The organism is Microbispora sp. H13382 (assembly GCF_014161445.1).
Lineage (GTDB): Bacteria > Actinomycetota > Actinomycetes > Streptosporangiales > Streptosporangiaceae > Microbispora.
In genome coordinates this window covers 86,355-112,653 of record NZ_JABBXA010000010.1, presented here as the reverse complement: position 1 = coordinate 112,653, position 26,299 = coordinate 86,355, and the positions used below count along the sequence as shown (strand labels likewise).

The 26,299-nt window shown below is 72.9% G+C and carries 27 protein-coding genes; 12 read left to right on the top strand and 15 right to left on the bottom strand.

The window, feature by feature from the left end; all coding sequences use genetic code 11:
- The first annotated feature begins 63 nt into the window (after positions 1–63).
- Complete coding sequence (locus tag HHX41_RS21155; protein ID WP_182907373.1) at positions 64–747, top strand: endonuclease V; 684 nt, start codon at positions 64–66, stop codon at positions 745–747.
- Between the two features lie 51 nt (positions 748–798).
- On the opposite strand, the gene HHX41_RS21150 is transcribed toward HHX41_RS21155, so the two are convergent.
- The 4 genes from HHX41_RS21150 to HHX41_RS21135 all read right to left on the bottom strand — a co-directional run bounded on the left by HHX41_RS21150 (position 799) and on the right by HHX41_RS21135 (position 4,198).
- Positions 799–1,107 carry a thiamine-binding protein gene (locus HHX41_RS21150; protein WP_169988881.1) on the bottom strand — a complete coding sequence of 103 codons (309 nt, stop codon included), beginning with the start codon at positions 1,105–1,107 and terminating at the stop codon, positions 799–801.
- Positions 1,108–1,157: 50 nt separating this feature from the next.
- Positions 1,158–1,643 (bottom strand): DUF6194 family protein, encoded by a 486-nt coding sequence (locus HHX41_RS21145; RefSeq protein ID WP_182907372.1) that lies wholly within the window; start codon positions 1,641–1,643, stop codon positions 1,158–1,160.
- A 133-nt stretch (positions 1,644–1,776) separates the two neighbouring features.
- Entirely contained in the window at positions 1,777–2,634 is an 858-nt protein-coding gene (locus HHX41_RS21140) for a universal stress protein (protein WP_182907371.1), read from the bottom strand.
- A gap of 181 nt (positions 2,635–2,815) precedes the next feature.
- Complete coding sequence (locus tag HHX41_RS21135; RefSeq protein WP_182907370.1) at positions 2,816–4,198, bottom strand: cellulose binding domain-containing protein; 1,383 nt, start codon at positions 4,196–4,198, stop codon at positions 2,816–2,818.
- Positions 4,199–4,423: 225 nt separating this feature from the next.
- Here HHX41_RS21135 and HHX41_RS21130 point away from each other — a divergent pair, with 225 nt between their 5' ends.
- The 3 genes from HHX41_RS21130 to HHX41_RS21120 are packed head-to-tail and all read left to right on the top strand — an operon-like array spanning position 4,424 to position 9,318.
- Complete coding sequence (locus HHX41_RS21130; RefSeq protein ID WP_182907369.1) at positions 4,424–5,563, top strand: glutamate--cysteine ligase; 1,140 nt, start codon at positions 4,424–4,426, stop codon at positions 5,561–5,563.
- A gap of 6 nt (positions 5,564–5,569) precedes the next feature.
- Positions 5,570–7,351: an N-acetylglutaminylglutamine amidotransferase gene (locus tag HHX41_RS21125; RefSeq protein WP_182907368.1), complete on the top strand. Its 1,782-nt coding sequence runs from the start codon at positions 5,570–5,572 to the stop codon at positions 7,349–7,351.
- Positions 7,351–9,318, top strand: a complete 1,968-nt coding sequence (locus HHX41_RS21120) for a prolyl oligopeptidase family serine peptidase (RefSeq protein ID WP_182907367.1) — start codon at positions 7,351–7,353, stop codon at positions 9,316–9,318. The genes HHX41_RS21125 and HHX41_RS21120 overlap by 1 nt, the downstream gene beginning before the upstream one ends.
- Before the next feature lie 4 nt (positions 9,319–9,322).
- Here HHX41_RS21120 and HHX41_RS21115 read toward each other — a convergent pair whose 3' ends face one another.
- Together HHX41_RS21115 and HHX41_RS21110 are read right to left on the bottom strand one after the other, a co-directional pair.
- Positions 9,323–9,532: a hypothetical protein gene (locus HHX41_RS21115; RefSeq protein WP_169988874.1), complete on the bottom strand. Its 210-nt coding sequence runs from the start codon at positions 9,530–9,532 to the stop codon at positions 9,323–9,325.
- Positions 9,533–9,666: 134 nt separating this feature from the next.
- Complete coding sequence (locus tag HHX41_RS21110) at positions 9,667–10,350, bottom strand: hypothetical protein (RefSeq protein WP_169988873.1); 684 nt, start codon at positions 10,348–10,350, stop codon at positions 9,667–9,669.
- A 17-nt stretch (positions 10,351–10,367) separates the two neighbouring features.
- On the opposite strand from HHX41_RS21110, the gene HHX41_RS21105 reads away from it, so the two are divergent.
- Positions 10,368–10,553, top strand: a complete 186-nt coding sequence (locus tag HHX41_RS21105; RefSeq protein WP_182907366.1) for a hypothetical protein — start codon at positions 10,368–10,370, stop codon at positions 10,551–10,553.
- 134 nt (positions 10,554–10,687) lie between these two features.
- On the opposite strand, the gene HHX41_RS21100 is transcribed toward HHX41_RS21105, so the two are convergent.
- Complete coding sequence (locus HHX41_RS21100) at positions 10,688–11,428, bottom strand: sulfite exporter TauE/SafE family protein (RefSeq protein ID WP_182907365.1); 741 nt, start codon at positions 11,426–11,428, stop codon at positions 10,688–10,690.
- 133 nt (positions 11,429–11,561) lie between these two features.
- Positions 11,562–12,005, bottom strand: a complete 444-nt coding sequence (locus tag HHX41_RS21095) for a protein-tyrosine phosphatase family protein (RefSeq protein ID WP_169988870.1) — start codon at positions 12,003–12,005, stop codon at positions 11,562–11,564.
- A gap of 127 nt (positions 12,006–12,132) precedes the next feature.
- Between HHX41_RS21095 and HHX41_RS21090 the strand changes: the two genes are divergently transcribed.
- Both HHX41_RS21090 and HHX41_RS21085 read left to right on the top strand, forming a co-directional pair.
- Positions 12,133–12,861, top strand: coding sequence for a type 1 glutamine amidotransferase (locus HHX41_RS21090; protein ID WP_182907364.1), 729 nt, complete (start codon positions 12,133–12,135; stop codon positions 12,859–12,861).
- Positions 12,862–13,327: 466 nt separating this feature from the next.
- The gene (locus tag HHX41_RS21085) at positions 13,328–14,377 is read left to right on the top strand and encodes a LacI family DNA-binding transcriptional regulator (RefSeq protein ID WP_169988868.1); all 1,050 of its coding nucleotides are present in this window, start codon (positions 13,328–13,330) and stop codon (positions 14,375–14,377) included.
- 22 nt (positions 14,378–14,399) lie between these two features.
- On the opposite strand, the gene HHX41_RS21080 is transcribed toward HHX41_RS21085, so the two are convergent.
- The 5 genes from HHX41_RS21080 to HHX41_RS42355 form a co-directional block, all read right to left on the bottom strand.
- Positions 14,400–15,770 (bottom strand): GH1 family beta-glucosidase, encoded by a 1,371-nt coding sequence (locus HHX41_RS21080; RefSeq protein WP_182907363.1) that lies wholly within the window; start codon positions 15,768–15,770, stop codon positions 14,400–14,402.
- A gap of 41 nt (positions 15,771–15,811) precedes the next feature.
- Positions 15,812–16,651 carry a carbohydrate ABC transporter permease gene (locus HHX41_RS21075; protein ID WP_169988866.1) on the bottom strand — a complete coding sequence of 280 codons (840 nt, stop codon included), beginning with the start codon at positions 16,649–16,651 and terminating at the stop codon, positions 15,812–15,814.
- On the bottom strand, positions 16,644–17,657 hold the full coding sequence (locus tag HHX41_RS21070) for a carbohydrate ABC transporter permease (RefSeq protein ID WP_182907362.1): 1,014 nt from the start codon (positions 17,655–17,657) through the stop codon (positions 16,644–16,646). Before HHX41_RS21070 ends, HHX41_RS21075 begins: the two co-directional genes overlap by 8 nt.
- Before the next feature lie 164 nt (positions 17,658–17,821).
- A complete protein-coding gene (locus HHX41_RS21065; RefSeq protein ID WP_182907361.1) occupies positions 17,822–19,141 on the bottom strand; it encodes an extracellular solute-binding protein in 1,320 nt (439 codons plus the stop codon).
- A gap of 579 nt (positions 19,142–19,720) precedes the next feature.
- Positions 19,721–19,930 carry a pentapeptide repeat-containing protein gene (locus tag HHX41_RS42355; protein WP_182907360.1) on the bottom strand — a complete coding sequence of 70 codons (210 nt, stop codon included), beginning with the start codon at positions 19,928–19,930 and terminating at the stop codon, positions 19,721–19,723.
- A gap of 24 nt (positions 19,931–19,954) precedes the next feature.
- Here HHX41_RS42355 and HHX41_RS21055 point away from each other — a divergent pair, with 24 nt between their 5' ends.
- From HHX41_RS21055 to HHX41_RS21040, 4 genes are all read left to right on the top strand, one after another.
- Complete coding sequence (locus HHX41_RS21055) at positions 19,955–20,848, top strand: hypothetical protein (RefSeq protein ID WP_182907359.1); 894 nt, start codon at positions 19,955–19,957, stop codon at positions 20,846–20,848.
- Positions 20,845–21,243, top strand: a complete 399-nt coding sequence (locus HHX41_RS21050; RefSeq protein WP_169988861.1) for a phage holin family protein — start codon at positions 20,845–20,847, stop codon at positions 21,241–21,243. The genes HHX41_RS21055 and HHX41_RS21050 overlap by 4 nt, the downstream gene beginning before the upstream one ends.
- The gene (locus tag HHX41_RS21045) at positions 21,219–21,935 is read left to right on the top strand and encodes a DUF3618 domain-containing protein (RefSeq protein ID WP_182907358.1); all 717 of its coding nucleotides are present in this window, start codon (positions 21,219–21,221) and stop codon (positions 21,933–21,935) included. Before HHX41_RS21050 ends, HHX41_RS21045 begins: the two co-directional genes overlap by 25 nt.
- A gap of 127 nt (positions 21,936–22,062) precedes the next feature.
- Complete coding sequence (locus tag HHX41_RS21040) at positions 22,063–23,079, top strand: alcohol dehydrogenase catalytic domain-containing protein (protein WP_182907357.1); 1,017 nt, start codon at positions 22,063–22,065, stop codon at positions 23,077–23,079.
- 283 nt (positions 23,080–23,362) lie between these two features.
- Here the strand turns inward: HHX41_RS21040 and HHX41_RS21035 are convergent, their stop codons facing one another.
- Entirely contained in the window at positions 23,363–23,575 is a 213-nt protein-coding gene (locus HHX41_RS21035; protein WP_182907356.1) for a hypothetical protein, read from the bottom strand.
- 557 nt (positions 23,576–24,132) lie between these two features.
- Between HHX41_RS21035 and HHX41_RS21030 the strand changes: the two genes are divergently transcribed.
- A complete protein-coding gene (locus HHX41_RS21030; protein WP_182907355.1) occupies positions 24,133–24,903 on the top strand; it encodes a hypothetical protein in 771 nt (256 codons plus the stop codon).
- A 149-nt stretch (positions 24,904–25,052) separates the two neighbouring features.
- Here the strand turns inward: HHX41_RS21030 and HHX41_RS21025 are convergent, their stop codons facing one another.
- Positions 25,053–26,087 carry an IS110 family transposase gene (locus HHX41_RS21025; RefSeq protein WP_182907354.1) on the bottom strand — a complete coding sequence of 345 codons (1,035 nt, stop codon included), beginning with the start codon at positions 26,085–26,087 and terminating at the stop codon, positions 25,053–25,055.
- Positions 26,088–26,299 lie beyond the last annotated feature (212 nt).

Genomic DNA, 26,299 nt, shown 5'->3' with positions numbered 1-26,299 from the left:
CCCGGCGACCGCGCCACGCGCATCCCTGCGCCCGCCGGGTCGCCGGGGCGTTATGGTCGCCGCATGGAGGTCTGTTCCATCACCGCCCCGGCCACCGTCGAGGAGGCGGAGGCGATCCAGGACGCCCTGCGGTCCCGGCTCGACCTGGCCGGCCCCGGTCCCCGTGACCCCGCCCTGGTCGCGGGGGTGGACGTGGCCTACGCCGACGACCTGCTGGCCGCCGCGGTCGTCGTGCTCGACGCGGCGAGCCTGGACGTGGTCGAGCAGGTGACGGTGCCGGGACGGCCCGCCTTCGACTACGTGCCCGGCCTGCTCGCCTTCCGCGAGCTGCCCAGCCTGGTCGAGGCGCTGGAGCGGCTCACCGTCACGCCCGGCCTGATCGTCTGCGACGGGTACGGCCTGGCGCATCCCCGGCGGTTCGGCCTCGCCTGCCACCTCGGCGTGCTCACCGGGCTGCCCACGATCGGTGTCGGCAAGACGGCCTTCGTCGGCTCCTTCGACCAGCCCGGCCGGGAACGCGGCGCGTGGAGCGACCTGCTCCTGGACGGCCAGGTGACCGGCCGGGTGCTGCGCACCCGGGACGGCGTCAAGCCGGTCTTCGTCTCCGTCGGCCATCGGATCGATTTGGAGACCGCCTGCCGGCACGTGCTCGCCCTGACCCCGCGGCACCGGCTCCCCGAGACGACGCGCGCCGCCGACCGCCTGTCGCGCGCGGCGCTGAAGACCGCCATGGCGGCCTCCCCCTGACGACGACCCGCCGTACGCGGCGGTGCGGCGCGCGGGCCTGGCCGGCCGTGATCAGGACGGGCGTTCGGCGAGGTGGCGCTCCACCGTGGCGACCTTGGCGTCGAGCCTGCCCTGACCTGCTCGGGCGTCGGCCTTGAGCACCAGGCTGACGCGGGAGCAGCGGGCCTCGACGGCGGCGACGGCGTCCTTGACGACGCCGAGCACCTCGTCCCACGTCTCGCCCTCGACTGTGGTGAACATGGCGTCGGTGCGGTTGGGCAGCCCGGACGCGCGGACCACGCGCACGGCCTCCGCCACCGCTTCGCCGACATCCTCACCGGCGCCGATCGGCGTGACGCTGAACGCGACGAGAACCGACACGAGACCTCCCCGAAGATCGCATCTCCGGAGTCACGCTAACACCCGCCGGGTCACGCGCGGGTGGCCTGCTCACCGGTCCCGTGGCGGGCGGCCGCGCGGGCGTGCGCGCCGGTCAGGAGGGTACGCACCCGCTCGGCCGTGGCGTCGCCGGGGTTGAGCACGCAGATCCAGGACTGGGCGGCGTAGACCGGGTGCGGCAGGATCCGGTCCGGTACGCGGTAGTCCACCGCCTCGTGGTGGGCGGGGTGCGCGGCCGGCGGGTAACCGAGCAGTTCCTCGAACACGGCGCGGCCGACGCCGATGTTGACCCGGAAAACGCCCGGCCGGTTCAGGTCGGAGGCGGTGTCGAACCCCTCGTAATCCCTGACGACGATCGTGGCGAAGGGCATCTTCCGGTTGGCCGGCACGTCGTCGGGGTCGTAGTAGAAGAAGGTGTCTCCCCACGCGGCCCGCGGGGCGCCGTTGTCCTCGCCGGCGGTGAAGGCGACGACGCCCGGGAGGCCGGTCGTGAATTCGATGACGTCGTTCTCGGTCACACGAGGTCCTTTTATCGCTGGGATTCCTCCTTCAAGTGTCCCATTCAAGTCCTTTATGAGACTTTTCCGGAGAATCCACTGCGGGGCCGTCACCGACTCTCAACTCGCGGATGAGACCTTGGCCGCGCCGGGCTCAGCCCCGGGGAGGCCGCACCACCGCGACGGCGCAGTGCGCGTGGTGCAGGACCGCCCGGCTCACCGAGCCGAGCACCGCCGCGCCGACGGCTCCGCGTCCCCGCGACCCCACGACGAGCAGGTCGGCCTTGTCTCCCGCCTCCACCAGCGCGGCGACGGGGTGGGCGCACACGGCCCGCATCTCGGCGCGGACGTCGGGGTACCGGTCCCGGTGGGCCCGCAGCACGTCCGCCACGTACTCCTCCTGGGCCTTGCGCACCTCGTCGACGTCGTAGGTGATCTCGGGCGCGAAGGCGTGCACCGGAAGCTGCCAGGCGTACAGAGCGAGCAGACGGCAGTCGCGCAGCCGCGCCTCCTCGAAGGCGTAGGTCAGCGCGGTGCCGGCCTCGTCGGAGCCGTCGACGCCGACGACGACCAGCCCGTTGGGTGCCGACACCCCGGGACGCACCACGACGACGGGGACGTCGACCTGGCCGGCGACGTGCATGCTGACCGATCCGAGCAGCATGCCGGCGAACCCGCCGTGTCCCCTGCTGCCGACCACGATCTGCGCCGCGTTCCCGGCCTCCTGACGCAGCACCCGGGACGGGTCGCCCTCGATCAGGGCGGTGGTGACGCGGACGACCGGATGGGTCTCCCGCACGGTCTGCTCGGCCTCCTCCAGGATCCGCCGGCCCGCGCGGTCGAGCTGGTCCTCCACCGGGATCGGATAGCGCGCGATCTCGTACGGCAGGCGGTCCACCGCGTGGACGATCCGCAGCGGCAGGCCCTTGCGCGCCGCGTCGCCCGCGGCCCACTCCACCGCGGCGGTCGCGGCGCGCGATCCGTCGGTGCCCACGATGACGGGTTGGGTCATGGCTCCTCCTTCTGCTCCTGCCCCCATCCGACCCCCTGCGCCCCGTCAGGGGCAGGGCCGCTGGTCCCCGCGCCGCGGGACCTTTCTCCTCCCACGGGTACGGTGCCCGGGACAAGGGCTGGGAATCCGGAGCGAGGCCGGCCCGCTCACCGCTGTCCGGGGGCGGCGAGCCGGCCGGAGGTCAGGAGCAGGTGATGCCGCTCGCCCCGGGCGTGGAGGGGCCGGACGCCTGGAAGCCGAAGCTCGCCGACGCGCCGGGCGCGAGGCTCCTCGCCCACGAGGGCGCCTTCGCCGTCCAGCGGGCGCCGCCGGTCGTCACGGTCGCGCTCCAGGCATTGACGAGGCTCACCCCGGACGGCATGTCCCAGGTGACCGCCCAGTCCGTCCAGGCCGCTGCGCCGGTGTTCTTGACCGTGACGTCCGCCGTGAACCCGCCCTGCCACGAGCTGGCCACCTGGTAGGTCACCTGGCAGTTCCCGGGCTTCGCCGAGGGAGACGGGCTGGGCGAGGCGGACGGGGAAACGGACGGGGACGCAGACGGCGAGGCCGACGGCGAGACGGACGGTGAGGCGGAGGGCGAGACGGACACCGAGGGCGAGGGCGAGGGCGACCCACTGGGCGTCGTCGTGGTGTAGCTCACCTCCGTGTAGTCGGCGCCGCACTGCGATCCGCAGGACGCGGGCAGGGCGAAGCTGTAGACCCGGCCGCCGTTCACCAGCGCGTCGGACACGTCGCGCACCCGGATCTGGAACCGGGTGGCGCCCTGCGTGACCCCGCCGATGATGTACGACTGGCCCATGTCGGAGTTCATCTGGGCCTGCTTCCAGGCGCCGTCGGCGTAGTACTCCACCCCGTGGATGCCGTTGGGCAGGTGGGAGACCGCGATGGCGGGCCACCACGCCTGCGCGCCCTTCATGAACCCGATGCGGATGTCGCCGCTGTAGCCGGGCGCCGGGACGAACGACCAGGTCACGTGGCGGTTGTTCCAGTGGTTGGGGTACATGTCCCCGACGGGCGCCCCGTTCTTGACGAACCTGTTGAGCGACGGCTTGGACAGGTCGAGGTGGTAGCGGTCGTCGCGGCACCAGCCGTTGGGATCGCCGCAGCTGTCGGCGACGATCATGGTCAGCGTGGCGCCGCTGTAGGCGTCGGAGACCCACGAGCCGTTGCGGCAGAACGCCTGGCCGGCCCCGCCGTCGTTGACGCCCGTGCAGTAGTCGGAGATCGTCACCTTGACGTACCTGCCACAGTTCAGGCCGTTGTTCCACAGCCCGGCCTTGGACGCGTTCGCCCCGGTCAGGGGCCGCGGATAGAAGGCGTAGTCCCCGGGCGTGTCGTACACGTTCAGCGCGACGAAGTCCTGCGAGTCCAGCTCCGACTGCGGGATGCCGCAGCCGCCGTACGGCGAGCCGAGGGCGTCGAAGTAGGTCGCGTTGCCGGTCACCGGCGCGGGCGGGTCGTCGACCGCCCCGGCCGGCGTGGCGGCGGGCCAGGCGGTCAGCAGGACCGCGGCGACGGCGGCCGCCCACACGCGGCGTCGGAAGGAAGATGCGCGGCCGTTCATCGGGCTCCCTGCGCTCACGGTCGGCTCGGAACGCGGCGATCGTGGCCGCGTAACCCCTTCCCGTCAAGGGCCCCGGCCGAGGCGGCCCCGCCGGCGAGCCGGTGAGCTGGGCGATCCTCTGGTGAGGACCTGTAACTTTCATCACCATGGCAAACCAGAGACGTGCGTAAGCCGACTTTCGGGGCAGAGGACACGAAAGCACTCATCAGCCTGGGGGGCGACCATATGACGGATTTCGCGCGGGACATGGCGGTCGGCGTCGAAGAGGAGTTCCACGTCGTGGACCTGGCAACACGGCAGCCCGTCCCGCGCGCCGGCCTGCTCCTCCAGCAGTTGCCCCCCGACCGGTTCACCCAGGAGCTGCAACGCTCGGTCGTGGAGGCCAACACGCGCCCGTGCACCCGCCTGGAGGACCTGTCGCGGGAGCTGGCCGGACTGCGGGCCGACGTGGTCGCGGCGGCGGACGGCCTCGGCCTGGGCATCGTCGCGGCGGGGACGGTCCCGCTGGTCGACCCCGAGACGATGAAGATCTCCCCTGATCCGCGCTACGAGCAGATGCTGGCCGACTACCAGGCGCTCGCCCGCGAGCAGCTCATCTGCGGCACGCAGGTGCACGCGGAGGTGCGCGACCGCGACCTGGCGGTGGCCGTGACGCACCGGCTGGCTCCCTGGCTGCCGCCGCTGCTGGCCCTGAGCTGCAGCTCGCCGTACTGGATGGGCGCCGACACCGGATACGCGAGCTTCCGGTCGATGGTGTGGCAGCGGTGGCCCACCGCCGGGCCGGCGGCGCGGTTCGAGTCGGCCGAAGAGTACGACGCGATGGTGGTCGAGCTGGTGCGGTCGGGGGTGATCAGCGATCCCGGCATGCTCTACTTCGACGTCCGGCCGTCGGCGCACGTGCCCACGGTCGAGCTGCGGGTGTGCGACGCCTGCCCCCGGGTGGACGACATCGTGCTGATCGCCGGGCTGTTCCGCGCGCTGGTCGCGCGGGAGCTGGACGCCCTCGCCACCGGCCGTTCGCCCTCCGCGGCCGAGGAGTCCGTGCGTACGGAACTGGTGCGGGCCGCCTCCTGGCGGGCCGCGCGTTCGGGACTGGACGGCGAGCTGGTCGACCCGGTCGAGGGCGTGCCGAGGCCGGCCCGTGAGGTGATCGGCCGGATGCTGGAGGGGCTGCGGCCACAGCTCGAGGAGTCCGGCGACTGGGCGCTCGTCTCGTCCCTCGCGGATCGGGCGGTGGCCGACGGCGGCTCGGCCGCGCGGCAGCGTGAGGCCTTCCGGCGCGGCGGCCGCCTGACCGACGTCGTGGACCTTCTCCTCGCCGAGACGAGGTCCGGGGACCGTCGGCTCGCGGGGGCCGGGAGGTAGGACGACATGTGCGGACTGACCGGCGAGATCCGGTTCGACGGGCGGCGCGCCGACATCGGCGCGGTGGGCAGGATGACCGACGCGATGCACGATCGCGGCCCGGACGGGTCGGGCCTGTGGTCGCGGGGCCCGGTCGCCCTCGGCCACCGGCGCCTGAAGATCATCGATCTGTCGGACAAGGCGGCCCAGCCGATGGCCGACCCCTCCCTCGGCCTGGCCGCGGTCTTCAACGGCTGCCTCTACAACTACCGCGAGCTGCGCGAGGAACTGCGGGCCGAGGGATACCACTTCTTCTCCGGCTCCGACACCGAGGTCCTGGTCAAGGCGTTCCACCACTGGGGGCCCGACTGCGTGCGCCGCTTCGCGGGGATGTTCGCCTTCGCCGTCTTCGAACCGGCGACGGGCCGGCTGACGCTCGCCCGCGACCGCCTCGGGATCAAGCCGATGTACGTGTCCGGGGACAGGCGGCGGCTGCGCTTCGCCTCCACCCTGCCCGCGCTGCTCGCCGGGGGCGAGGTGAGCACCGACATCGACCCGGTCGCGCTGCACCACTACATGACCTTCCACTCGCTGGTGCCCGGCGAGCGCACGATCCTCACCGGCGTGCGCAGGCTGCCGCCGGCGACCGTGCGCACGGTCGAGGCCGACGGGACGTACCGCGACACGGTCTATTGGGACCCGCCCTTCACCCGGCTGCCGCGGTACGAGGGGATGGACGCGCACGACTGGCGCGAGGCCGTACTCGACCGGCTGCGCGCCGCCGTCCGCCGGCGGATGGTCGCGGACGTGCCCGTGGGCGTGCTGCTGTCGGGCGGCCTGGACTCCAGCGTCATCGCGGCGCTGCTGGCCGAGGAGGGCCAGCGGGACCTGTCGACGTTCAGCATCGGATTCCACGCGGCCGGCGGCGACGCGGGCGACGAGTTCCGCTACTCCGACCTGGTCGCCGAGCGCTTCGGCACCACCCACCACCGCATCCTCATCGAGGACTCCCGGCTGCTGTCGGGCCTGCCGGAGGCGGTGCGGGCGATGAGCGAGCCGATGGTCAGCCACGACTGCGTCGCCTTCCACCTGCTGTCCAGGGAGGTGGCCAGGCACGTCAAGGTGGTGCAGTCCGGGCAGGGCGCCGACGAGGTGTTCGCCGGGTACCGCTGGTTCCCTCCCGTGGCCGCCGTGCCACGCGAGGACGCCTTCGCGGCGTACGCCAGGGAGTTCTTCGACCGGCCGCACGAGGACCTCGCCGGCATCGTCGCGCCCGCCTACCTCGCCGGGGAGGACGAGAGCGCCCGCGTCGTCCGCCGCCACCTCGACCGGCCGGGTGCCGAGACCGCGCTCGACGCCGTCCTGCGCCTGGAGACCCGGCTGATGCTCGCCGACGACCCGGTCAAGCGGGTGGACAACATGACGATGGCCCACGGCCTGGAGGCCCGCACCCCGTTCCTCGACCACGAGCTGGTCGAACTGGCGGCGGCGTGCCCACCCGAGCTGAAGCTCGCCGGGGGCGGCAAGGGCATCCTGAAGGAGGCCTCGCGGGCGCTGCTGCCGCGCGAGATCGTCGACCGGCCGAAGGGCTACTTCCCGGTGCCCGCCATCCGGCACATCGACGGGCCGTTCCTCGACCTGGTGCGCGACGCGCTCACCGCGCCCGCCGCCCGCTCCCGCGGCCTGTTCGACCCGGCGTACGTCGCGAGGCTGCTGGACGACCCGGGGGCCGACCGCGCCAGGACGGGGGTCAACACGCTGTGGCAGCTCGGGCTGCTGGAGATGTGGCTGCAGTCGCAAGGGATCTGATGGCGGAGCACGTCCCCGGCACCGAGCTCGCCGACGCCGCGTCCCACGGCGCCGCGTTCCTGGGGGCCGCGTCCCACGGCGCCGCGTTCCTGGGGGCCGCGTTCCTGGAGACCGCGTTCCTGGAGACCGCGTTCCTGGAGGCCTGGGACTGCCGGACGCCGGCCCTGGCCCCGGACCGCGGCGCCGTCGCGTACGTCAGCGACCGGGACGGCACGCCGCGGGTCTGGGTCCAGCCGACGCGGCCCGGCGCGGGGGCGCGGGCCGTCGACACCGGGCCCGAGCCGGTCGCCGAGGTGAGCTGGTCGCCGACCGGCGAGCGGCTGGCCGTGCTCGTGGTGCCCGGCGGCGGCGAGCACACCCAGGTCTGGACGGTCCGCCCGGACGGCGGCGACCTGCGGCCGCTGGCCGCGCCCGAGGGCGGGTCCGCCTGCTTCGTCCGGTGGACCGGCCGGGGCGATCTGCTTCTGGTGGCCGAGGTCTCGGCGGCCGGGCCGGCCGAGGCCCTGCTGGTCGACGCGGGCACCGGGAGCCGGGAGACCGTCGCGGCCGGGCCGCTCGTGCATCCGGAGTCGGTGAGCCGCGACCACGCGCGGGTGCTGCTGCGCCGCGGCCCGAGAGGGATGCGGCGCATGTATCTCAGGGACCTGACCCTGGGCGGCACGGAGCAGCCGCTGCTGGCGGACCTGCCCGGCTCGACCGGCCACGGCGTCCTGTCCCCCGACGGCGAGACCGCCTACCTGCTGTCCGACGCGGGCCGGGACCGCGCCGCGCTGGTGGCGGTGAGCCGGGGCGGCGGCCCGATGGTGCTGGCCGAGCGCCCGGACGCCGAACTGGACCGCTTCGCGCTGAGCGCGGACGGCCGCCGTCTCGTGCTGGTGTGGAACGTCGCGGGCCGCTCGGAGCTGGAGGTGCTGGAGCCGGGCGACGGCGGTCACGGCTGGGGGCACGCCGGCGGCGTCGCCGACACCGCCCTCGTCACCGGCGGTGCTGCCGCCGAGAACCCGGTACGGCGCCCGCTGCCCCCTCCTCCGGGTGAGCTGGTGACCTCGATCAGCGTGTCGCTCGACGACAGGGCGGCCGTGCTCGCCGTGGAAGGGCCCGCCCAGCCCGCACAGGTGGTGTCGTGCGACCTGGACACGGGCCGGTATCGGACGCTCGCCGGGGCGGGACGCGTCGCCGCGGCCGTGGACGCCGAACTCGTGCGGCTGCCGGCCCGCGACGGGCTGGAGATCGGCGGGTGGCTCTACCGCCCGCCCGGCGCGCGGGGCCCGGCGCCGTACGCCCTCTTCCTGCACGGCGGGCCGGAGGACCAGGAGCGGCCCGCGTTCACCCCGCTGTACCAGTGCCTGGTGGCCGCCGGGATCGGCGTCTTCGCGCCGAACGTGCGCGGCTCGGCCGGATTCGGCCGGGCCTTCCGTGAGGCCGACAACCACGCGCTGCGGTTCCGCGCCATCGACGACGTGGCCGACTGCGCCGCCTTCCTGGTGCGGGCCGGCCTCGCCGACCCCGTCCGGCTGGCCTGCATGGGCTGGTCGTACGGCGGCTATCTCACGCTGGCCGCGCTCGTCACCTATCCGGGGCTCTTCCGGGCCGGGGTGGACGTGTGCGGGATGGCCGACTTCGCCACCTTCTACGAGCGCACCGAGCCGTGGATCGCCGCGGCCGCGGTGAGCGAGTACGGGCATCCGGAGGCCGACCGCGACCTGCTGCACGCGCTGTCGCCCCTGCACGCCTTCGACCGCCTGGCCGCTCCCCTGCTGGTGGTGCACGGCGCGCGGGACACCAACGTCCCGGTGTACGAGGCCGAACAGGTCGTCGGCGCGGCCCGGGCCCGCGGGGTGCCCTGCGAGCTGCTGCTGTTCGAGGACGAGGGGCACGAGATCCGGCGGCGGGTCAACCGGGTCACGTTCGTGCGGCGCGTCACCGAGTGGCTCGGCCGGCACCTGACCTGCCCGTCGTCCGCCTGAGCGGTCAGCGCGACTCGTGCAGCCGCGCCAGGTCGCTCTCCATCTTGGCGATGACCCGCTGGTATCCCTCCCATCCGTACTGCCGGAACAGCTCGGACTTCAGGCGCAACGTCTCCTCCTGCACCGCCTCTGGACCCTGGCGGCGTATCGCGTCGAGCGCGAGACGCGCCCGCCGCTCTCGGTCGGTGGTTCCGGCGAGATCCTCGCGTCTCATCTCAGGAGTAGGCATGGGGCTCTGCCCTCCGGGTCTGGACGAACGGTGCCTACACCTGACGCGCCTCCGGCACCGGAGGTTGACGGCCCCGGGAAAATATTCGCCGGGGCGTTATCAAGACGCCGGACGCGCGGTCAGGGCGCCTCGCCACCGGGGACGTCGACCGCGATCTCGCCGCCCAGCCGGTGCCCCTCGCCGAGGACGAGGTTGTCGCCGCTCCAGAACCTGCCGGGGTCGTACCAGTTCGGGCGGCGGCCCTCGGGCAGCAGGCCCATCGCCTCGTAGGTCACCGCGACGACCTCCGCGCAGTAGGCGGTCTCCAGAGCCCTGTCGCGGGCGGTCCGCCGCTCCGCGTTCCGGAGCCCGCGCCACGCCGCGGGCCGGAGTGCGGGGAGCCGCCCGCGGAGCCAGCGTCCCGCCAGGCGGGCCGTGGACGGGAACGGCGTGCCGTCCAGCCGCGCGATCGTCCGCAGGACGGCGTCCTCCATCTCCCTGCTCACGCCCGGCTCCAGCTGGCGCAGCCAGGCACGCTGGCCGTACCTCGCGGCCCAGACGCAGACCGCGTCGCGCATGTCGTGCAGCTGGACGCCGCGCTGGTGGGTGCCCGACCACATGTCGGGCAGCGACCGGCCGAGTTCGGCGTGCCACATGAGCGGCGGCAGGTCCTCGATGACCACGGCCATGCCCACGTGGTTGACCGGACTGTTGGTGGTGACCTGGATGGCGCGGTCCGGGACGCTGCGTCCCCGGAACACCCAGACGTCACCGGTACGGGCCAGTTCGAGTGCCTTGTCGAGGCTTATCCGCGTATGAGCCACGGCAGTAGCCTAGGCACATGCGGTGGTGGAAGATACTCGGTCTGGCGGCCTTCACGGGTGTCGCGGCGACAGGTGTGGTGATCGCCCGGGCCGAGCGCCGCAGGCGCGCGTACACGCCGGAGGAGATCCGGGATCGCCTGCGCGCCCGGCACGCCGAGGCCGTCGCCGCGGCGGACGCGTCCCCCGGCACAACCACTCGGTGAGCACGCACCGCCGCCGGGGCGAGGCGGCGGAGCGACGTGGCGACGGGGTGACGTGGCGACGTGGTGACGGGGTGACGTGGCAGCGCGGACGTCCGGAGAAGGCGCCTGCCTGTCCGGCCAAGACCGCCGCCCGCTCAGCCGCCGTACGCGTCGACGCCGAGCTTGACCGCGACCGCGAGTCCGCAGAGGGCCGCGGCGAGGCGCAGCGTGTCGCCGGGCAGGCGGCGGGCGACCGCCGGGCCGAGCCAGCCGCCCACGAGGAACCCCGCCGCCAGGGGGCCGACCGCCGCCCAGTCGACCGGCCCGAACAATGCGAACCAGACGGCCGCGACGGCGTTGGCGAACGCTCCCACGACATTCTTGACCGCGTTGACCCCGGCCGCCGGGCGGTCGAGCGCCGCGGCGAGCACGGCGAACATCATGATGCCGCCGGCCGCGCCGAAGTAGCCGGTGTAGACGGCGACGCAGAAGGCGCCCACGCGCAGGGCCAGGCCCTTCTCCCCGCCGAGGTGTACCCGTCCCTGACGGGGCGGGCGCAGCAACAGCAGCAGCAGCGAGGCGCCCGCGATCAGCCATGGGGCGGCCGTCTCGAACGTCCGCGACGGCGTGACCAGCAGCAGCGCCGCGCCCGTCGCCCCGCCCAGCGCGGTGGCGAGGCCGAGCCGGGCGAGGAGACGCCCCTGGCCCGCCAGTTCCGGCCGCGAGCCGGCCGCCGCACCCACACCGGTGAACAGCAGCGCGACCGTGTTGGTGACGTTCGCGGTGAGCGGCGGCAGGCCGAAGGCCAGCAGCGCGGGGTACGACACGATCGAAGCCAGACTCACGACCGTGCTGACGATCCCGGCGATCAGGCCGATCCCGGCCAACCCGAGCACGTCGACAAGCACAAGGGAACCCAACCATATGGGTTTCGGACAGCAAAAACCGGCCTACCGGTCGGCCCGAAACGGTCCGTGCCCGGCTCCGCCGCCCCCGGTGCGGGTGAACGCCGGATGGGCGCCGTGTCCGTCAGGAGGCGGGGAACCGCAGTACCCAGCGGCGCTGCCAGGGCGTCTCGACGGCCCGCGGGTGATATTCGGCCCGCGCCCACGCGACGGCCCGGTCGGCGGGCAGGCCCGACAGGACGGCCAGGCACGAGATGACGGTGCCGGTGCGTCCCACTCCCCCGCCGCAGGCGACCTCCACCGCCTTGCCCGCCCGGGCGTGCTCGTGCAGCGCGCGGATGCGGTCGATCGCCTGCTCCCGGTCGCGGGGCAGCAGGAAATCGGGCCAGTCGATCCACTCGTGCGTCCAGGTGAGGCCCTGGTCGTGCCTGCGCCTGAGCCGCGGGCCGCCGAGGTAGAGGCCGTACTCGGGCGGCTCGCCCGCGGGGGCGGGACGCCGCAGGCCCCGTCCGCGGACCCAGGCGCCGTCGGGAAGGCGGATCGCGCCGGTGAGACGAGTCGTGGGCATGCCCCATTGTGCCTCCGCCACCGCGTCAAGATCACGTGAATGACGGGAACGCCGTGATCCCGCCTGCCGTCGCGCCATGGGAGAAGCGGAATCGTGCGCGCGGACGGGGGCGCTAGAGTCGGGCCTCATGCCGGAAACGCCGCGTGTGCTCGCCGTACAGAACGGAACGAACGGGGGTCCCGGGCGGTTCGGGGAATGGCTGGACGCCGCCGGGGTCGCCGTCGACGTGGTCACCGCCTTCGACGGGTCCGCCCTCCCGCCGCGGCTGGAGCACGACGGCCTGCTCGTGCTCGGCGGCGGTTACCTCCCGGACGACGACGACAGGGCACCCTGGCTGCCGGCCACCCGCGCCCTCGTCGAGCAGGCCCTCGCCGAGTCGGTGCCGTTCTTCGGCATCTGCCTCGGCGGGCAGATGCTGGCCTCGGTCGGCGGCGGGAAGGTCCAGGGCGACGCCGGGGCGCCCGAGCACGGCAGCACGTCCATCACCATCCGGGCCGAGGCGGCGGACGATCCGGTCTTCGGCGGGCTGCCCGCCGTCGTCCCGGCGATCGAGAACCACATCGACGCCATCACGGCCCTGCCGCCGGGCGCGGTGTGGCTGGCGGAGACCGAACGCTGCGCCTACCAGGCCTTCCGGCTGGGCGACCGGGCCTGGGGCGTGCAGTTCCACCCCGAGGTGCGGCCCGAACGCATCCAGCAGTGGGACGTCGACCACACCCGGCGGCGAGGTCTCGACCTCGACGAACTGTATGCCACCGCCGTGGCCGACGACCCGCTCTCGCGGGCCTCCTGGGGCGAGGTGGCCTCCCGTTTCGCCACCCTGGTCAAGGAGGGACCACTAGGGACGGCCCGCTAGCGGCAACTCGTCCCGGAGGATGGAGTAGAGGAGCTGGTCGTGCCAGCGCCCGCCGCGCCACTGAGCACGCCGTACGACGCCCTCCAGGCGGAATCCGATCTTCTCCAGGCACCTGATCTCGGCCCTGTTCTCCGGATCGGTGGTCGCCTGGACGCGTCCACTCGACCCGCCCGGCGAGCTCGCCGTCCACCGTCACGGCGAGCATGTTGTCGGCTCCCGCCAGCAGTCCGCGGGCGCGCAGGGCCTCCCGCAGCCCCGCCGTCGGGGTGAAGCCGAACCACTGGTACGGCGTCGCACCGCTCTCGCTCTGGAAGGCCACGTCGAAGGCGTCCAGGTCGGCTTCCGTGACGGGTCGAAGTGCCAGTAGGCCGGGCATTCCCGTCGCTCCTCCTCACGTGTCGGTCGGCTGCGGGACGGCCGGGCGACACCGGAGAGCGCTCTCCCCCTCCGTGCTATAAATGGCTGCATGACCAGCGACCTTCCGCCGCTCTCGGGAACTCCCACACTTGAGGACGTGGCCCGCGTGGCGGGGGTGTCCCGGGCGACCGTCTCGCGCGTGATCAACGGTATCCGCAATGTGGCGCCCGAAATCCAGGAGGCCGTGCACCGGGCCATCGCGACGACCGGGTACGTGCCGAACCGGGCCGCCCGGTCCCTCGTCACCCGCCGTACGGGAGCGGTGGCACTGGTCGTCTCCGGCGCGGGCGACGCGAAGGGCGGAGAGCCGTTCGAGTCCCGCGTGTTCGCCGACCCGTTCTTCGGCCGGGTGGCCAGCGGCGTGGTGGGATATCTGCGGCCGCGGGGCATCCACCCGGTGCTGATGCTGGCGGACTCGGCGCAGACCCGCCACGACGTCGTTTCCTTCCTCCGGCAGGGCAGCGCCGACGGCGCGCTGGTCGTCTCGACGCACGGCGAGGACCCGCTGCCGAAGCTGCTGGTGGACGCCGGGCTGCCCGCCGTGCTGTGGGCGCGGCCCGCCCGGCCGATCCCGATCAGCTACGTGGACCTCGCCCACCGGGCCGGCGCGGCGCTGGCGGCCGACCACCTGGTGGCGCGCGGCTGCCGCCGGGTCGCCACGATCAGCGGCCCCTTCGACGTCCCCGCGGCGCAGGACCGGCTGTCGGGATTCCAGGAGGCCATGGCCGGTCACGGCCACCCGTACGTGCCGGCCGTGGAGGGCGACTTCATGCCCGCGAGCGGGGAGGCCGGCATGCACCGGCTCATGAAGGAGCACCCGGACATCGACGGCGTCTTCGTCGCCAACGACCTGATGGCGCAGGGCGCGCTGCTCGCGCTGCGCGACCTCGGGCGCCGGGTGCCCGAGGACGTCGCGGTGGTCGGCTTCGACGACAGCGCGGCGGCCGTCTGCCGCCCGCCGCTGACGACCGTGCGCCAGCCGATGGAGGACATGGCCGCCGAGATGGCCCGCCTGCTGCTCGCGCACGTCGCGGACCCGGGCTTCCGGGTCACCTCGGTCATCGTGCAGCCGGCGCTGGTGGTCCGCGAGTCGGCCTGACGGACCACCGGCGCCGCGTCTTTCAGGCCACCCGCAGCCGCTTGCCGGCCGCGATGATCTCGGCGTAGCGGCGGCCGCTCGCCTTCACCGTCCGCGCCTGGGTCTCGTAATCGACGTGCACCAGGCCGAACCGCTTGTCGTAGCCGTAGGCCCACTCGAAGTTGTCCAGCAGCGACCACGCGAAATAGCCCGCGACCGGCGCCCCCTGCTCGATCGCCCGGCCGCAGGCCGCGATGTGGTCCTCCAGGTAGGCCAGGCGCTCCGGGTCGTCGACCGTGCCGTCCGGGCCGACGGTGTCGGGCCAGGCCGACCCGCTCTCGGTGACGTACAGGCGGGGTGCGGCGTACTCCCGCGTGAGGCGCACCAGCAGGCGCTCCAGGCCGCCGGCGTCGACCTCCCAGCCCATGGCCGTGGTCGTCGCCCCCGGCACCTCAAGCTGCCGCGCGTACGGCACGGGCCCTCCGGGGTCGGCCGCCACGACCTGACGGAAGTAGTAGTTCACGCCCAGGTAGTCGAGCGGCGTCGCGATCGTCTCCAGGTCGCCCGGCCGGATCGGCAGGTCGACGCCGTACACCGCGAGCATGTCCTCGGGGTAGCCGCGGCCGGTCACCGGGTCGAGCCACCACCGGTTGACGTGCCCGTCGAGACGCCGCGCGGCGGCGTGGTCCTCCTCGCTGTCGGTCGCGGGGTCGATCGGGCTGAGGTTGTTGACGATCCCGATCGACGGCGTCAGCCGCGCGGCGGCCCGTACGGCCTGCACGGCGAGGCCGTGCCCGAGGTGGAGGTGATAGGAGGTGCGGACGGCCGCCTCCAGGTTCCGCACCCCGGGGGCCATGGAGCCCTCAAGGTGCCCGTGCCAGGAGCAGCACAGCGGCTCGTTGATCGTCGTCCAGTCGGCGACGCGGTCGCCGAGCCGTTCGGCCACGACCGCGGCGTACTCGGCGAAGCGCTGCACGGTGTCGCGCTCGGGCCACCCGCCGCGGTCCTGCAACGCCTGCGGCAGGTCCCAGTGGTAGAGGGTCACGAACGGCCGGATGCCGGCGTCGAGCAGGGCGTCCACGAGGCGGTCGTAGAAGGCCAGCCCGCGCGGGTTCACCGGGCCGGCGCCGTCGGGCACCACGCGCGGCCAGGCCACCGAGAAGCGGTAGGCGTCCACGCCGAGTTGTCCGAGCAGGCCGACGTCCTCGCGCCACCGGTGGTAGTGGTCGCAGGCCACGTCTCCGGTGTCGCCGCCGTCGATCGCGCCGGGCACCCCGCAGAAGGTGTCCCAGATCGAGGGCAGCCTGCCGTCCTCGAGAGCCGCGCCCTCGATCTGGTAGGCCGAGGTGGCGACGCCCCAGACGAAGTCGTCGAAAGCGGTTATATCGGGGGCGTGGCCGCGCTGCGGCTCCATTCGCTGGTTCTCCTTGGTTCGATGGTGGTGATGGTGAGCGTTCACTTCACGGCGCCCGCGGTGAGGCCCTGCACGAGATAGCGCTGCAGCAGCAGGAACCCCGCCACCACGGGGACGCTGACGACCAGGGAGGCCGCCATGATCTGGTTCCAGTAGACGTCGTTCTCGGTGGCGTACCCCTGCAGGCCGACGGCGAGGGTGCGGCTCGTCTCGTCGGTCATGACCGAGGCGAACAGCACCTCCCCCCACGCGGTCATGAACGCGTAGATCGCGACGGCCACGATACCGGGGGTGGCGGCGGGGAGCACGACACGCAGCAGGGCCCCGACCGGGCCGCTGCCATCGACCTGGGCGGCCTCGTCCAGGGCCGTCGGGATCGAGTCGAAGTAGCCGGCCAGCATCCAGATCGAGAACGGCAGCGAGAAGGTCAGGTACGTGATGATCAGCCCGGTGCGGCTGGCGTACAGCTCGACCCCGAGAGCGGTCCCGAGGTTCACGTAGATCATGAACAGCGGGAGCAGGAAGAGGATGCCGGGGAACATCTGCGTGGACAGCACCGTGACCGAGAAGATCCGGCGTCCGGGGAAGCGGAAGCGGCTGATCGCGTACGCCGCGAAGATCGCGATGAGCACCGACACCAGCGCGGCCACCGACGCCACGATCAGGCTGTTGGCGAAGTAGCGGGCCAGCGGGACCGTCCGCCACATGTCGGCGAACGGGCGCAGGGTGATCGTCGTGGGGATCCACTGGAAGTCCCCCTGCACGTCCCGCAACGGCTTCATCGCCGAGGTCAGCATCACGTACAGCGGGGTCAGGGTGAACAGGCCGAGCAGGCCGAGGCCGGCCCACCGCGCCCACGGCAGCCAGCGGGGCTCACGCATCGCTCCTCCTCCGGGACGTCGCGACCAGATACACGGCCGTCACCAGCAGCAGGAACAGCAGGAGCAGCACCGACATGGCCGAGCCCGAGCCGAAGTTCCAGGTGACGAACGAGCTCTGGTAGATGTGGATCGAGATCAGGTCCGCCTCGTGCGGGGCCGACTTGCCGAACAGCACGTACGGCGTGTTGAAGTCGTTGAACGTCCACAGGAACAGCACCAGGACGAGCACCTGGTTGACGGGGCGCAGCATGGGCAGCGTGACCGCGCGCAGCCGCCGGCCCCAGCCCGCGCCGTCGATGGCCGCCGCCTCGTACAGGTCGTCGGAGATGTTCTGCAGCCCAGCCATCAGCACGAGGAAGGCGAACGGCCACGACCGCCACACGCAGACCACGATGAGGGACACGAAGCTGTTGGAGCCGATCAGCCAGAACGGCCGCTCGCCGAACAGGTGCAGCTGGTCCACCAGCACGTGGTTGACCAGTCCCGAGTCGCGCTGGAGCAGGAAGCTCCAGGTGATCACCCCGGCGTAGACCGGAAGGGCGTACGGCACGAGGAACAGCGCGCGCAGCACGGCCCGGCCCCGGAACGAGCCCTGCATGAGCACCGCGCCGCAGATGCCGAGCAGCCACGACAGCCCGACGGTGAGCACGGTGAACGCGACGGTGACGAGGAACGAGTGCAGCAGCGAGCGGCCGACCGCGCCGTCGAAGTCGACGGCGACGCGGTAGTTGCCGAGCCCCGCCGACGGCGCGGCCGACCAGTTGCGCAGGAAGAACTGGGTGAGCTTGAGGAAGCTCATGCCGATGCCGATCACCATCGGCACCAGGTGGACGAGCAGTTCGAGCAGCACGGCCGGAAGGATCAGCAGGTACGGCAGGGCGAGACGGCGCAGCCGCGCCGGGACGCGGTCGGCGATCCCGCGCCGCAGGCCGCCCGGAGGCGGAGGGCCACCTGGAGACGCGGGTCTCCGTCCCGCGCCGGGCCGGGACGTGGTGGACACGACCATGGACTTCCTCTCGGTGTCAGGGAGACGGCGCCCGGAGTGGGCGAGGAAACAAGCAGGAAGCGCCCGGGGGGCGACGAATTTTCCGGGGACTTCCGTGCGGTGGGCGGGAGGCACGCGGGCGCCGGGCGGGGCCGCCGCCCGGCGCCGGAGGGTGCCTGGGCCGCTCAGCCGCCCATCTGCTGGTTGGCCTCGGTCAGCTTGGCCTTGACGGCCTCCTGGGTGACCGGCTTGCCGCTCGCGACGTCCGCGAACAACTGGTTCATGGCGTTGCCCACGAGCGTCTCGAACTGGCTCTCCTGCGCCACCTGCGGCAGCGGCGCGGCCGTGGTGGAGAGGATCTGCTGGAAGGTCTTGACGGTCTCGCTCTCGAACGCCGGGTCGTCGTAGGCGTCCGTGACGGTCGGCAGCGAGCCGTACGCCTTGTTGAGGTTCTGCTGGGTCTGCCTGGACGTCATGAACTGGGCGAACTTCAGTGCCCCGTCCGTGTTGGCGGCCGTCTTGAACACGGCGAGGTTGATGCCGGCGACCATGGCGTTGACCTGCTCTCCGCCCTGCGACGGGTCGGGCAGCGGGATCGGGGCCAGGCCGTAGTCGTCCTCGGACCAGCCGGCCTGCTTGAGCTGCGTGGCGATCGACTGCCACATGAGCATGCCGGCCTTGCCGGAGACGAAGTCCTGCACCGCCTCGGTGCCGTTGGCGTACTCCGCGTTGCTCGGGTTGACGATCTTGTGGACGGCCATCAGGTCGAGGTACTGCTTGATGGCCCTGGTCTCCTGGTCGGAGTCGAAGTGCGGCTTGCCGGAGGCGTCGAACAGCTCGGCGCCGTGCTGCCGGCCGAAGATGAAGGCGTGGTGGGCGTTCTCGCTGACGCTCGCGCCCTCCACGGCGAGCCCCCACCTGCCGTCCTTGGTCAGCTTCTTGCCGTCCGCGATCAGCTCGTCCCACGTGGCCGGCGGCTTGTCGATGCCGGCCTCCTCGAACATCTTCTTGTTGTAGAAGAGGCCGTACGTCATGCCGTAGATCGGCACGGCGGTGGGCGGCTGGCCGGGGGCGCCGGTCGCGGCGAGGCTGGGGCCGAGGAAGCGCTCCTTGCCGCCGAGCGTCTTGAGCAGCGCGTCGTCCCATGGCACGAACGCCCCGGTCGCCTGCAGCGAGGCCGACCAGGTGTTGCCGATGTTGACGACGTCAGGGCCCTTGCCCGACGTGGTCGCGGCGAGGATCCGGTTGAGCAGGTCGGCCCAGGGGACGACCTCCAGGTTCACCGTGATCCCGGTCTCCTTGGTGAACCTGTCGAGCTCGGGCCTCAGCACCTCTTTGTCGTTCTCCAGGCTCGTGCCCTGGTTGGACGCCCAGTAGGTGATCGTCTGGGCCGCGCTCCCGCCGGCCGATCCGGCCGTGGACGGCGAGTCGTCGGCGCCGCAGGCCGTCGCGGCGAGCACGAGGGCTCCGGCGACGGCGAGGAGATATGGCTTGCGTCTGCGCACGGGTGTTGTCCTCACTCTTGCGGGGTGCGACCGCCCGCCCGCGGGGGCGGGGGCCTGGGGGGTGAACAGTCCATGTCCTGCGACAGCGGGGCGCGGACGGGCCCCCGCCTGCGCGAAAGCCGCCCCACGTTGTGGCACGCGCCTCGCGAGCACGGGCTCTCCTCGCCGCCACGGCTTGGAGAGCGCTCTCCAAGCAGGAGAGTGTCGCGGAAGGCCGGACGTGTCAAGAGGCGGCCCTTCCCCTCACCCCCCGGCCCGGGGACGCCCGGCCAGCGCTACGCCAGTCCTGTCGGCATGAACTGGGAGTTTCGGCGACGACGCGAGCCCCGCCTTGACAGGGCGGCCGTCGGAGTCCAGGCTCTGGGAAAGCGCTCTCCCATTTCCTGTTCCCTCGCCGCCAAGAGAGGTCGTCACTCCCCAGCCGCACGCCGGGCACGTCCCGGCCTCCGTCGGCGGTCCCGCCCCGGCCGCCGTTTACCGTGTCAATACGCGTTCTTGACTTTTTCGGGCAATTTGTGCGTCCGTTCGAACTTCGGGGGTAGCTCGCCGCTCCAGGGACGATTTCGACCCAAGGAGGCTTCAGTGAGCGACTTCCATACCGAGCCGCGAACATACGCCGGGGGAAGCGAGCTGCCGCAGGACGCCGGCCGCGAGCAGGCCGGACCGCAGGGCACCACGCAGGCGGGCACCACTCAAGCAGGCACCACTCAAGCAGGCACCACTCAAGCAGGCACCACTCAAGCAGGCACCGGGCAGCAGGTCCGGCAGACGGCGCAGGAGACGGCCCACGAGGCCAGGTCGGCCGCCGGCGAGGTGGCGCTGACCGCGAAGGACCAGGCGCGGACGGTGGCCCACGAGGCCAGGGAGCAGACGCGGCACGTCCTCCACCAGCTGCGCAGGCACACCGACGAGCAGGCCCGGCACCAGAGCAGGCGCGCCGCCGGCACGATCCGGCAGTGGACCGGCGAACTGGAGGCCATCGGCGACAACGCCCAGCCCGACTCCCCCATGCGGAGCGTGGTCCAGCAGGTCGCCGAGCGGGGCCACCGCGCCGCCGACTACCTGGAGACCGAGGGTCTCCAGGGCGCGGTACGCGACGTGCAGGACTTCGCGCGGCGCCGCCCCGGGCTGTTCCTCGCCGGCGCCGTGGTCGCGGGATTCCTCGTGGGGCGGGCCGTCAAGGCCGTCGCCTCGGCCGAGGATCCGCACGCGAACGGCCCGGTGAACGGCCCGGCGGTCGGCCCGGCGGTCGGCACCGCGGACGGTGACGCCAGGTGGTCGGACTCCGGCACCGCGTACGGCTCTGGGTACGGCTCCGCCTCCGGCGACGGGAGCGGCGCCGCGTACGGTTCCGGGTCGCCCTCGTCCGCCCCGTACGGCACGCGCCCGGTCACGACGTACGGCACGGGCACCCGGCACACCGTGGCCGGAGAGCCGGTGAGCGGGAGCACGGGCACCGGCGGCCCGGGGACCGGCGTGACCCCCTCACCGTCGTACGGCACCGGTAACGGCAACGGGACCGGCGACGGATACCGGGCCGGCGGCGGGCACCGGACCGGCGACGTGACGCGGAACGGCACCGGGACCGGCTACACCACCGGCGCGCGCTACCCGTCCGACGAGATCCGGGACAGCCGTGCCGACGACGGACGCGGCGACTCGGACGGCTTCCCCGGCGCGCCGGGCGCCGGAGGTGAGCCGCGATGAGCTACCCCAGCCCGCCCGCCGAGCCCTCGCTGGGCAAGCTGGTCGGGGAGATCGGCGAGGACCTGTCCAAGCTGTTCCGCCAGGAGGTGGAGCTCGCGAAGGCCGAGATCCGGCAGGAGGCCACGAAGGCCGGCAAGGCGGCCGGGATGCTCGGCGGGGCCGGTTTCGCCGGATACATGGTGGCGCTTCTCGTCACGCTGGCCGTGATGTTCGGGCTCGGCAACGTCATGGACCTGGCCTGGGCCGCGCTCATCGTCGCGGTCGTGTGGGCGGTGATCGGCGGGGTCCTGTTCGCGCGCGGCAGGGAGCGCATGCGCGAGGTGAACCCCACGCCCGAGCAGACCATCGAGACGCTGAAGGAGGACGTGCAATGGGCGCGAGCCCAGAGGAGATAAGGGCCGAGATCGAGGTCACGCGGGCGGAACTCGCCGCCGACGTGGACCGGCTCGCCGACCGGACGAGCCCGGCGCGCATCGTGCGGCGCCGTACGGACAGGATGCGCGGGATGGCGCACTCGGTGAAGGAGAAGGTGATGGGAGTGCCGGCACACGCCACCCACACGGTACGCGACCAGGCCGGTGAGACCGCGGGGACGATGCGCGACGCCGCGGCGCACGCCGGCGAGACGGTCCGCGACGCGGCGGCGCAGGCGGGCGAGACGGTGCGCGGGACCGCGGCGGAGGCCGGCGAGATGGTCAGGCACGGCGCGCAGCAGGCCGCCCATACCGTGCGCGAGACGCCGCGCCAGGCGATGCGGAGCACGCAGGGCAACCCGCTCGCCGCGGGGCTGATCGCCTTCGGCGCGGGGCTGCTGGCCGCGAGCCTGCTGCCGAAGACCTCCGCGGAGGAGCATGCGGCCCTGCAGGTCAAGGACCGGGCCGAGGAGATGGTAGAGCCGGTCAAGCAGGCCGTCCAGGAGACCGCCCAGCGGGTGGGCGAGGATGCCAGGGAGGCGGTCCAGCAGGTGCGCGAGACGGCCGCCGAGGCGACCAGGACCACCGGCGAGGAGGCCCGCGACCAGGCACGGCAGGTCACCGAGCAGACCCGCGACCAGGCACGGCAGATGACCGGGCAGGCCCGGTCATAGCGGGGGCCGTGGGAACGTTCCGAGGGCCGGGCCGGCAGCAGCGAGGGCCCGGCCCTCGTCGTACGCCGGGATACGATCAAGATGAAGGACTCATCGAGGAGGCGGCGATGACGCGGGGGACGGGGGCGTGAGGGCGGCGCGGCTGCAGAAGGCGGGCGACATCCGGCTGGCCGACGAGCCGCCGCCCGTCCCCGGGCCCGGCGAGAGCCTGGTGCGCGTCACCGCCGTCGGCCTGTGCGGCTCCGACCTGCACTGGTACTCGGAGGGCGGCATCGGCGACGCGGTGCTGGACGAGCCGCTCGTCGTGGGACACGAGATCGCCGGAGTCGTCGAGGGCGGTCCCCGGCACGGCACCCGGGTCGCGGTGGACCCCGCCATCCCCTGCGGCCGCTGCGCGGTCTGCGCGACGGGATACGGCAACCTGTGCCCGGACGTCCGCTTCGCCGGGCACGGCACGCTCGACGGCGGCCTGCGCGAGTTTCTCACCTGGCCCGACGAGTTGCTGCACCCGCTGCCCGACGCGCTCTCCGACAGCGACGGGGCCATGCTCGAACCGCTCGGTGTGGCGCTCCACACCGTGGACCTGGGACATGTGAGCCTCGGGTCGCCCGTGGCCGTCGTCGGGTGCGGGCCGATCGGGCTGCTGGTCGTCCGCCTCGCCCGGCTCGCCGGCGCCTCGGCGGTCGTCGCCGTCGACCCCCTCCCGCACCGCCGCGCCGCCGCCCTGCGGTTCGGCGCCGACCACGCCCTGTCCCCCGAGGACGCGGGACCGGCCGCGTGGGCCGGGATCGACGGGCTGGACGGCCTCGGCGTACGGGTGGCCTTCGAGGTGGCGGGCGTCGACGACGCGGTACGTATCGCCATGACCGCCGTGCGTCCCGGCGGCCGGGTCGTGCTGGCCGGCATTCCCGACGACGACCGCACCTCGTTCCCCGCCTCGCTGGCCCGGCGCAAGGGCCTCACGCTCGCGCTCGTCCGGCGGATGAACCTCACCTATCCCCGGGCGATCCGCCTCGTCGCCGGCGGCGCGGTGGACGTCTCGTCGCTGGTCACCGACCGCTTCCCGCTCGCGGCTGCGGCGGACGCCTTCGCCGCCGCCGTCACCCGGCGCGGGCTCAAGGTCGTAGTGGAACCCCAGGTCTGAGGGCCCGATGCGTCATAACGGGCAGACACGGTCGAATTGACAGCCGCACCGACAGAGGCGCCACGACACGCGTCAAGGTTCTCGCGAAATCCCGGTGCGGCGGGCGCGACACGGGGTATCTTCTGAGCATCGCGCAAGCGAACACAGGCTAATCCGGGGCAGTCGCCCCCGAGGGCGCGGTCTTTCTGGGCCGCGCCCTCTTTATTTCCCCCGATGTCCTGCACACCCCCCGAGGTTGCGTCAGCATGCATGCGATTCCCGCCGGTCGTGACCCCCGGTCCTCCTACTCCCGGCACGTCACCACCCGGCTGCTCGACTTCACCAGCGCCGCCACCCCCTGGGCGCGCCGATTGTGGACCGTCAGCTCCTTCCTCGCCCTGGAGGAGCTGTACGAGGCCGGGGTGTGGGTCGACCGGCGGGTGCTGTCGCAGGCGGCGGTGGACTGGCAGCGCCACGCGCTGGAGCGCCTGCTCGGCGACGATCCTGCCCTGGGCACCGCGGCCTATCGTCGTGAGCTGCGCGAGGTCCTGTGCACCACCCTCACTCTGGCCAGCGACGGCCGCCGCAAGCTGCGCCACCTCATCGACATCGGGCGGCCCGGCTACCTCGGCCGCTGGTCGTCCTGCGCCGCGGCGCAGGAGCCGCCCCGGGCCGAACGCGTGGCCCGGGCCGTCGCCGCGCACCTGCTCCGGGCCGGCCATCTGAATCTGTCGGCGACGGACCTGATCGCCGAGGCGTCCGCCCTGCTGGCCCGGCCGCCGCGCCAGTGGCGGGTCGTCGTCCCCTTCCGCGCGCTGAGCCGGCACGAGGAGCTGGCCGGTTGGCTGCCCAACTGGCTGCTGCCCCTGATGGCGGGCGCGAGCGCCGAGCGGCACCGGGAGGTGGTCGGCGGGCTCAGCTACTCGGTCGAGGCCAGAGACGCCGAGCGCGCCGTGGAGATCGTCTCCGACCTCGTCGAACGGCTTCAGGCGCGGGCGCGCTTCACGGCCGCGGGGATGGTCGTCCCACTGGGCGAGGCGTACATCGGAGGTGAGGACCGGCCGCTCCCCCCTCTTGCTGCCTTCGCGCGGCGCGCAGGTGCTCTCACTGGCCGCCGAGCGGCAGCTGTACGTGGTCGGCCAGGACGTGCAGCGGTTCGGCGAGCAGGCCAGGAGCACGGTCGACGAGGCCCTGGAGATCGCCTCCGGGCTCAACCAGGGGCCGCTCGCGCCCGCCATCGCGGGAGGCTGGGCGGCTCTGGAGTCCCTGCTGACCGAGGCCAGGGATCCCGACGAGCGGGAGAAGGTGGTGGCCGCCTCCCGCGCCGCCGCGCTCGTCGCCTGCTCCTGGCCGCGTGCCGAGCTCACCGCGCTCTCCTACCGGATACGGGAGGTGCCCGGTGACGCTCTCGCGGACAAGCTGGCGGCCTGCGCGTCCAATCGGGAACGTTCCACACTCGTCGCCGCCGAGCTGGAGAGCCGGGACGGGCTCCCGCTGGTGCGGTCCTGGCGGACCGGCAGCGACGTGGCGTCGGTCTTCCGGATGAAGGCGCTGCTCGCCGACCGCCGGCCCGTGCTGGGGCGGGTGCGCGGTTACCTGGAGGTGTCGCTGCGGCGGTTGTACCGGTGCCGCAACATCGTGCTCCACGGCGGTTCCACCGGCGGCGTCGCGCTTCCCGCCGCCCTCCGGGTCACGGCGCCGCTGGTCGGCGCCGCACTCGACCGCATCGCGCACTCCCATCTGGTGGCCGGGGTGCCCCCGCTCGCGCTCGCGTCGAGGGCGGAGACCGCGCTGCGCATGGTGGACGACGACCTCGGGCCCGGCCTGTGCGACCTCATCGACTGACAGAGATGATGTAGGTGAGCACCTCCCGCCGGGGTCTGACCCATCGACTGACTGACTTAGGGTCCTCAACGGGATCTGTCGGCTTCGGCCGGGAGGTGCTCGTCGCACTCACCGGACGTGGCGTTGTGACCTCATAGCGCCTCTGTGTGTCAAGCGACGTTCTCAGCCGCACGTTGTTGATCTTTTCGTATACGGCGGTAGATGACGTTGGACAGGCGCCGTTTCAGCGCGCGGCGGGCCTCGGCGGGAGTCTTGCCTTCTGCGAGTTTGCGCTGGTAGTAGACACGGCCGGGGCCAGGGTCGCGGGCCTGGCACACGGCGATGGTGTGGAGCGCGGCGTTGAGCTGGCGGTTGCCGCCGGTGTTGAGCCGATGGCGGACCTGGTCACCGCTGGAGGCGTCCAGTGGAGCGGTGCCCGTGTAGCTGGCGAAGTGGTCGGCAGTGCGGAAGCGAGTGACATCGTCGACATGTCCGAGGATCTTGGCGGCCAGGACGACGCCGACGCCGTGGATGTTGGTCAGGGTGCTGCCAGTAGCCGCAAGCGCGTCCCGGGTTTGTGCCTCGTTGTCTTTCAGCCGCTGGTCGATTCGGCGTAGGTCGGCCAGTAGATCGCGGGCGAGATCGCGACGGAGTGCCTGGGTGGCGGTCGCCGGGCGGACCGTGCGGAGCAGGGCGGCGGCCTTGTCGGCGGACAGGCCGGTGGCCGCGCCGCCGGCGACCAGTTCACGAAGGAGCGCGTGCAAGCGGTTGAGGATCCGCGCCCGCTCGTGCGCCAGGTCATCGCGGCGTTCGGACAGTAGCCGCAAGATGGTGGTCTGGTCTTCGGGGGTGACGACTTTGAGGTCGTGCCGGTAGAGGGCGACGTGGGCGACGCTAAGGGCGTCGGCCGAGTCGCTTTTGCGGCCTCCGCCGGTGGTCAAAAGCCGTGCTCGCATCGACAACGTGGCGGGAACGTCGTGAACCTGCTCGCCGGCGGCGGCCAGCTGCTGGGCGATGCCGCGGCCGAGGCCGTTTGCGCCCTCGACGGCGTATCGGCGCTGGGGCCACGCCTCGGCCCACGAGGTGAGCTGCCGAAAGGTACCGGAGTTGACCGCGAAGCGGCGCTGGCCGATCGGGTGGCCGGAGGCGTCGATGGCGACGGCGGTGAGTGAGGACTTGTGCGGGTCGATCCCGATAGTGATCACAGGCAAGCTCCACGGCGGCCGGCGGAATCCAGTCGTGCCGTGGTGGGCACCCTGACTTGAAGATCTCTCAGCTGCCATGCCTCTGTCGAACCACACCACGGCGGGTGCCGGCCGGGCTGGGCACGCTATTAGTGAGCCAACCGCCAGGGCGGCAAGGAGCAATGCGAGCCTGTGCCGACCGACACCCTGGACGCTAGGGCTGCAGACCCGGG

What these genes read in the sequence shown, in the direction of transcription:
- HHX41_RS21155 (WP_182907373.1), top strand. Translation starts at nt 64, where the DNA reads ATGGAGGTCTGTTCCATCACCGCCCCGGCCACCGTCGAGGAGGCGGAG.
- HHX41_RS21140 (WP_182907371.1), bottom strand. Translation starts at nt 2,634, where the DNA reads ATGACCCAACCCGTCATCGTGGGCACCGACGGATCGCGCGCCGCGACC.
- HHX41_RS21135 (WP_182907370.1), bottom strand. Translation starts at nt 4,198, where the DNA reads ATGAACGGCCGCGCATCTTCCTTCCGACGCCGCGTGTGGGCGGCCGCC.
- HHX41_RS21130 (WP_182907369.1), top strand. Translation starts at nt 4,424, where the DNA reads ATGACGGATTTCGCGCGGGACATGGCGGTCGGCGTCGAAGAGGAGTTC.
- HHX41_RS21125 (WP_182907368.1), top strand. Translation starts at nt 5,570, where the DNA reads ATGTGCGGACTGACCGGCGAGATCCGGTTCGACGGGCGGCGCGCCGAC.
- HHX41_RS21120 (WP_182907367.1), top strand. Translation starts at nt 7,351, where the DNA reads ATGGCGGAGCACGTCCCCGGCACCGAGCTCGCCGACGCCGCGTCCCAC.
- HHX41_RS21115 (WP_169988874.1), bottom strand. Translation starts at nt 9,532, where the DNA reads ATGAGACGCGAGGATCTCGCCGGAACCACCGACCGAGAGCGGCGGGCG.
- HHX41_RS21105 (WP_182907366.1), top strand. Translation starts at nt 10,368, where the DNA reads ATGCGGTGGTGGAAGATACTCGGTCTGGCGGCCTTCACGGGTGTCGCG.
- HHX41_RS21095 (WP_169988870.1), bottom strand. Translation starts at nt 12,005, where the DNA reads ATGCCCACGACTCGTCTCACCGGCGCGATCCGCCTTCCCGACGGCGCC.
- HHX41_RS21090 (WP_182907364.1), top strand. Translation starts at nt 12,133, where the DNA reads ATGCCGGAAACGCCGCGTGTGCTCGCCGTACAGAACGGAACGAACGGG.
- HHX41_RS21085 (WP_169988868.1), top strand. Translation starts at nt 13,328, where the DNA reads ATGACCAGCGACCTTCCGCCGCTCTCGGGAACTCCCACACTTGAGGAC.
- HHX41_RS21080 (WP_182907363.1), bottom strand. Translation starts at nt 15,770, where the DNA reads ATGGAGCCGCAGCGCGGCCACGCCCCCGATATAACCGCTTTCGACGAC.
- HHX41_RS21075 (WP_169988866.1), bottom strand. Translation starts at nt 16,651, where the DNA reads ATGCGTGAGCCCCGCTGGCTGCCGTGGGCGCGGTGGGCCGGCCTCGGC.
- HHX41_RS21070 (WP_182907362.1), bottom strand. Translation starts at nt 17,657, where the DNA reads ATGGTCGTGTCCACCACGTCCCGGCCCGGCGCGGGACGGAGACCCGCG.
- HHX41_RS21050 (WP_169988861.1), top strand. Translation starts at nt 20,845, where the DNA reads ATGAGCTACCCCAGCCCGCCCGCCGAGCCCTCGCTGGGCAAGCTGGTC.
- HHX41_RS21045 (WP_182907358.1), top strand. Translation starts at nt 21,219, where the DNA reads ATGGGCGCGAGCCCAGAGGAGATAAGGGCCGAGATCGAGGTCACGCGG.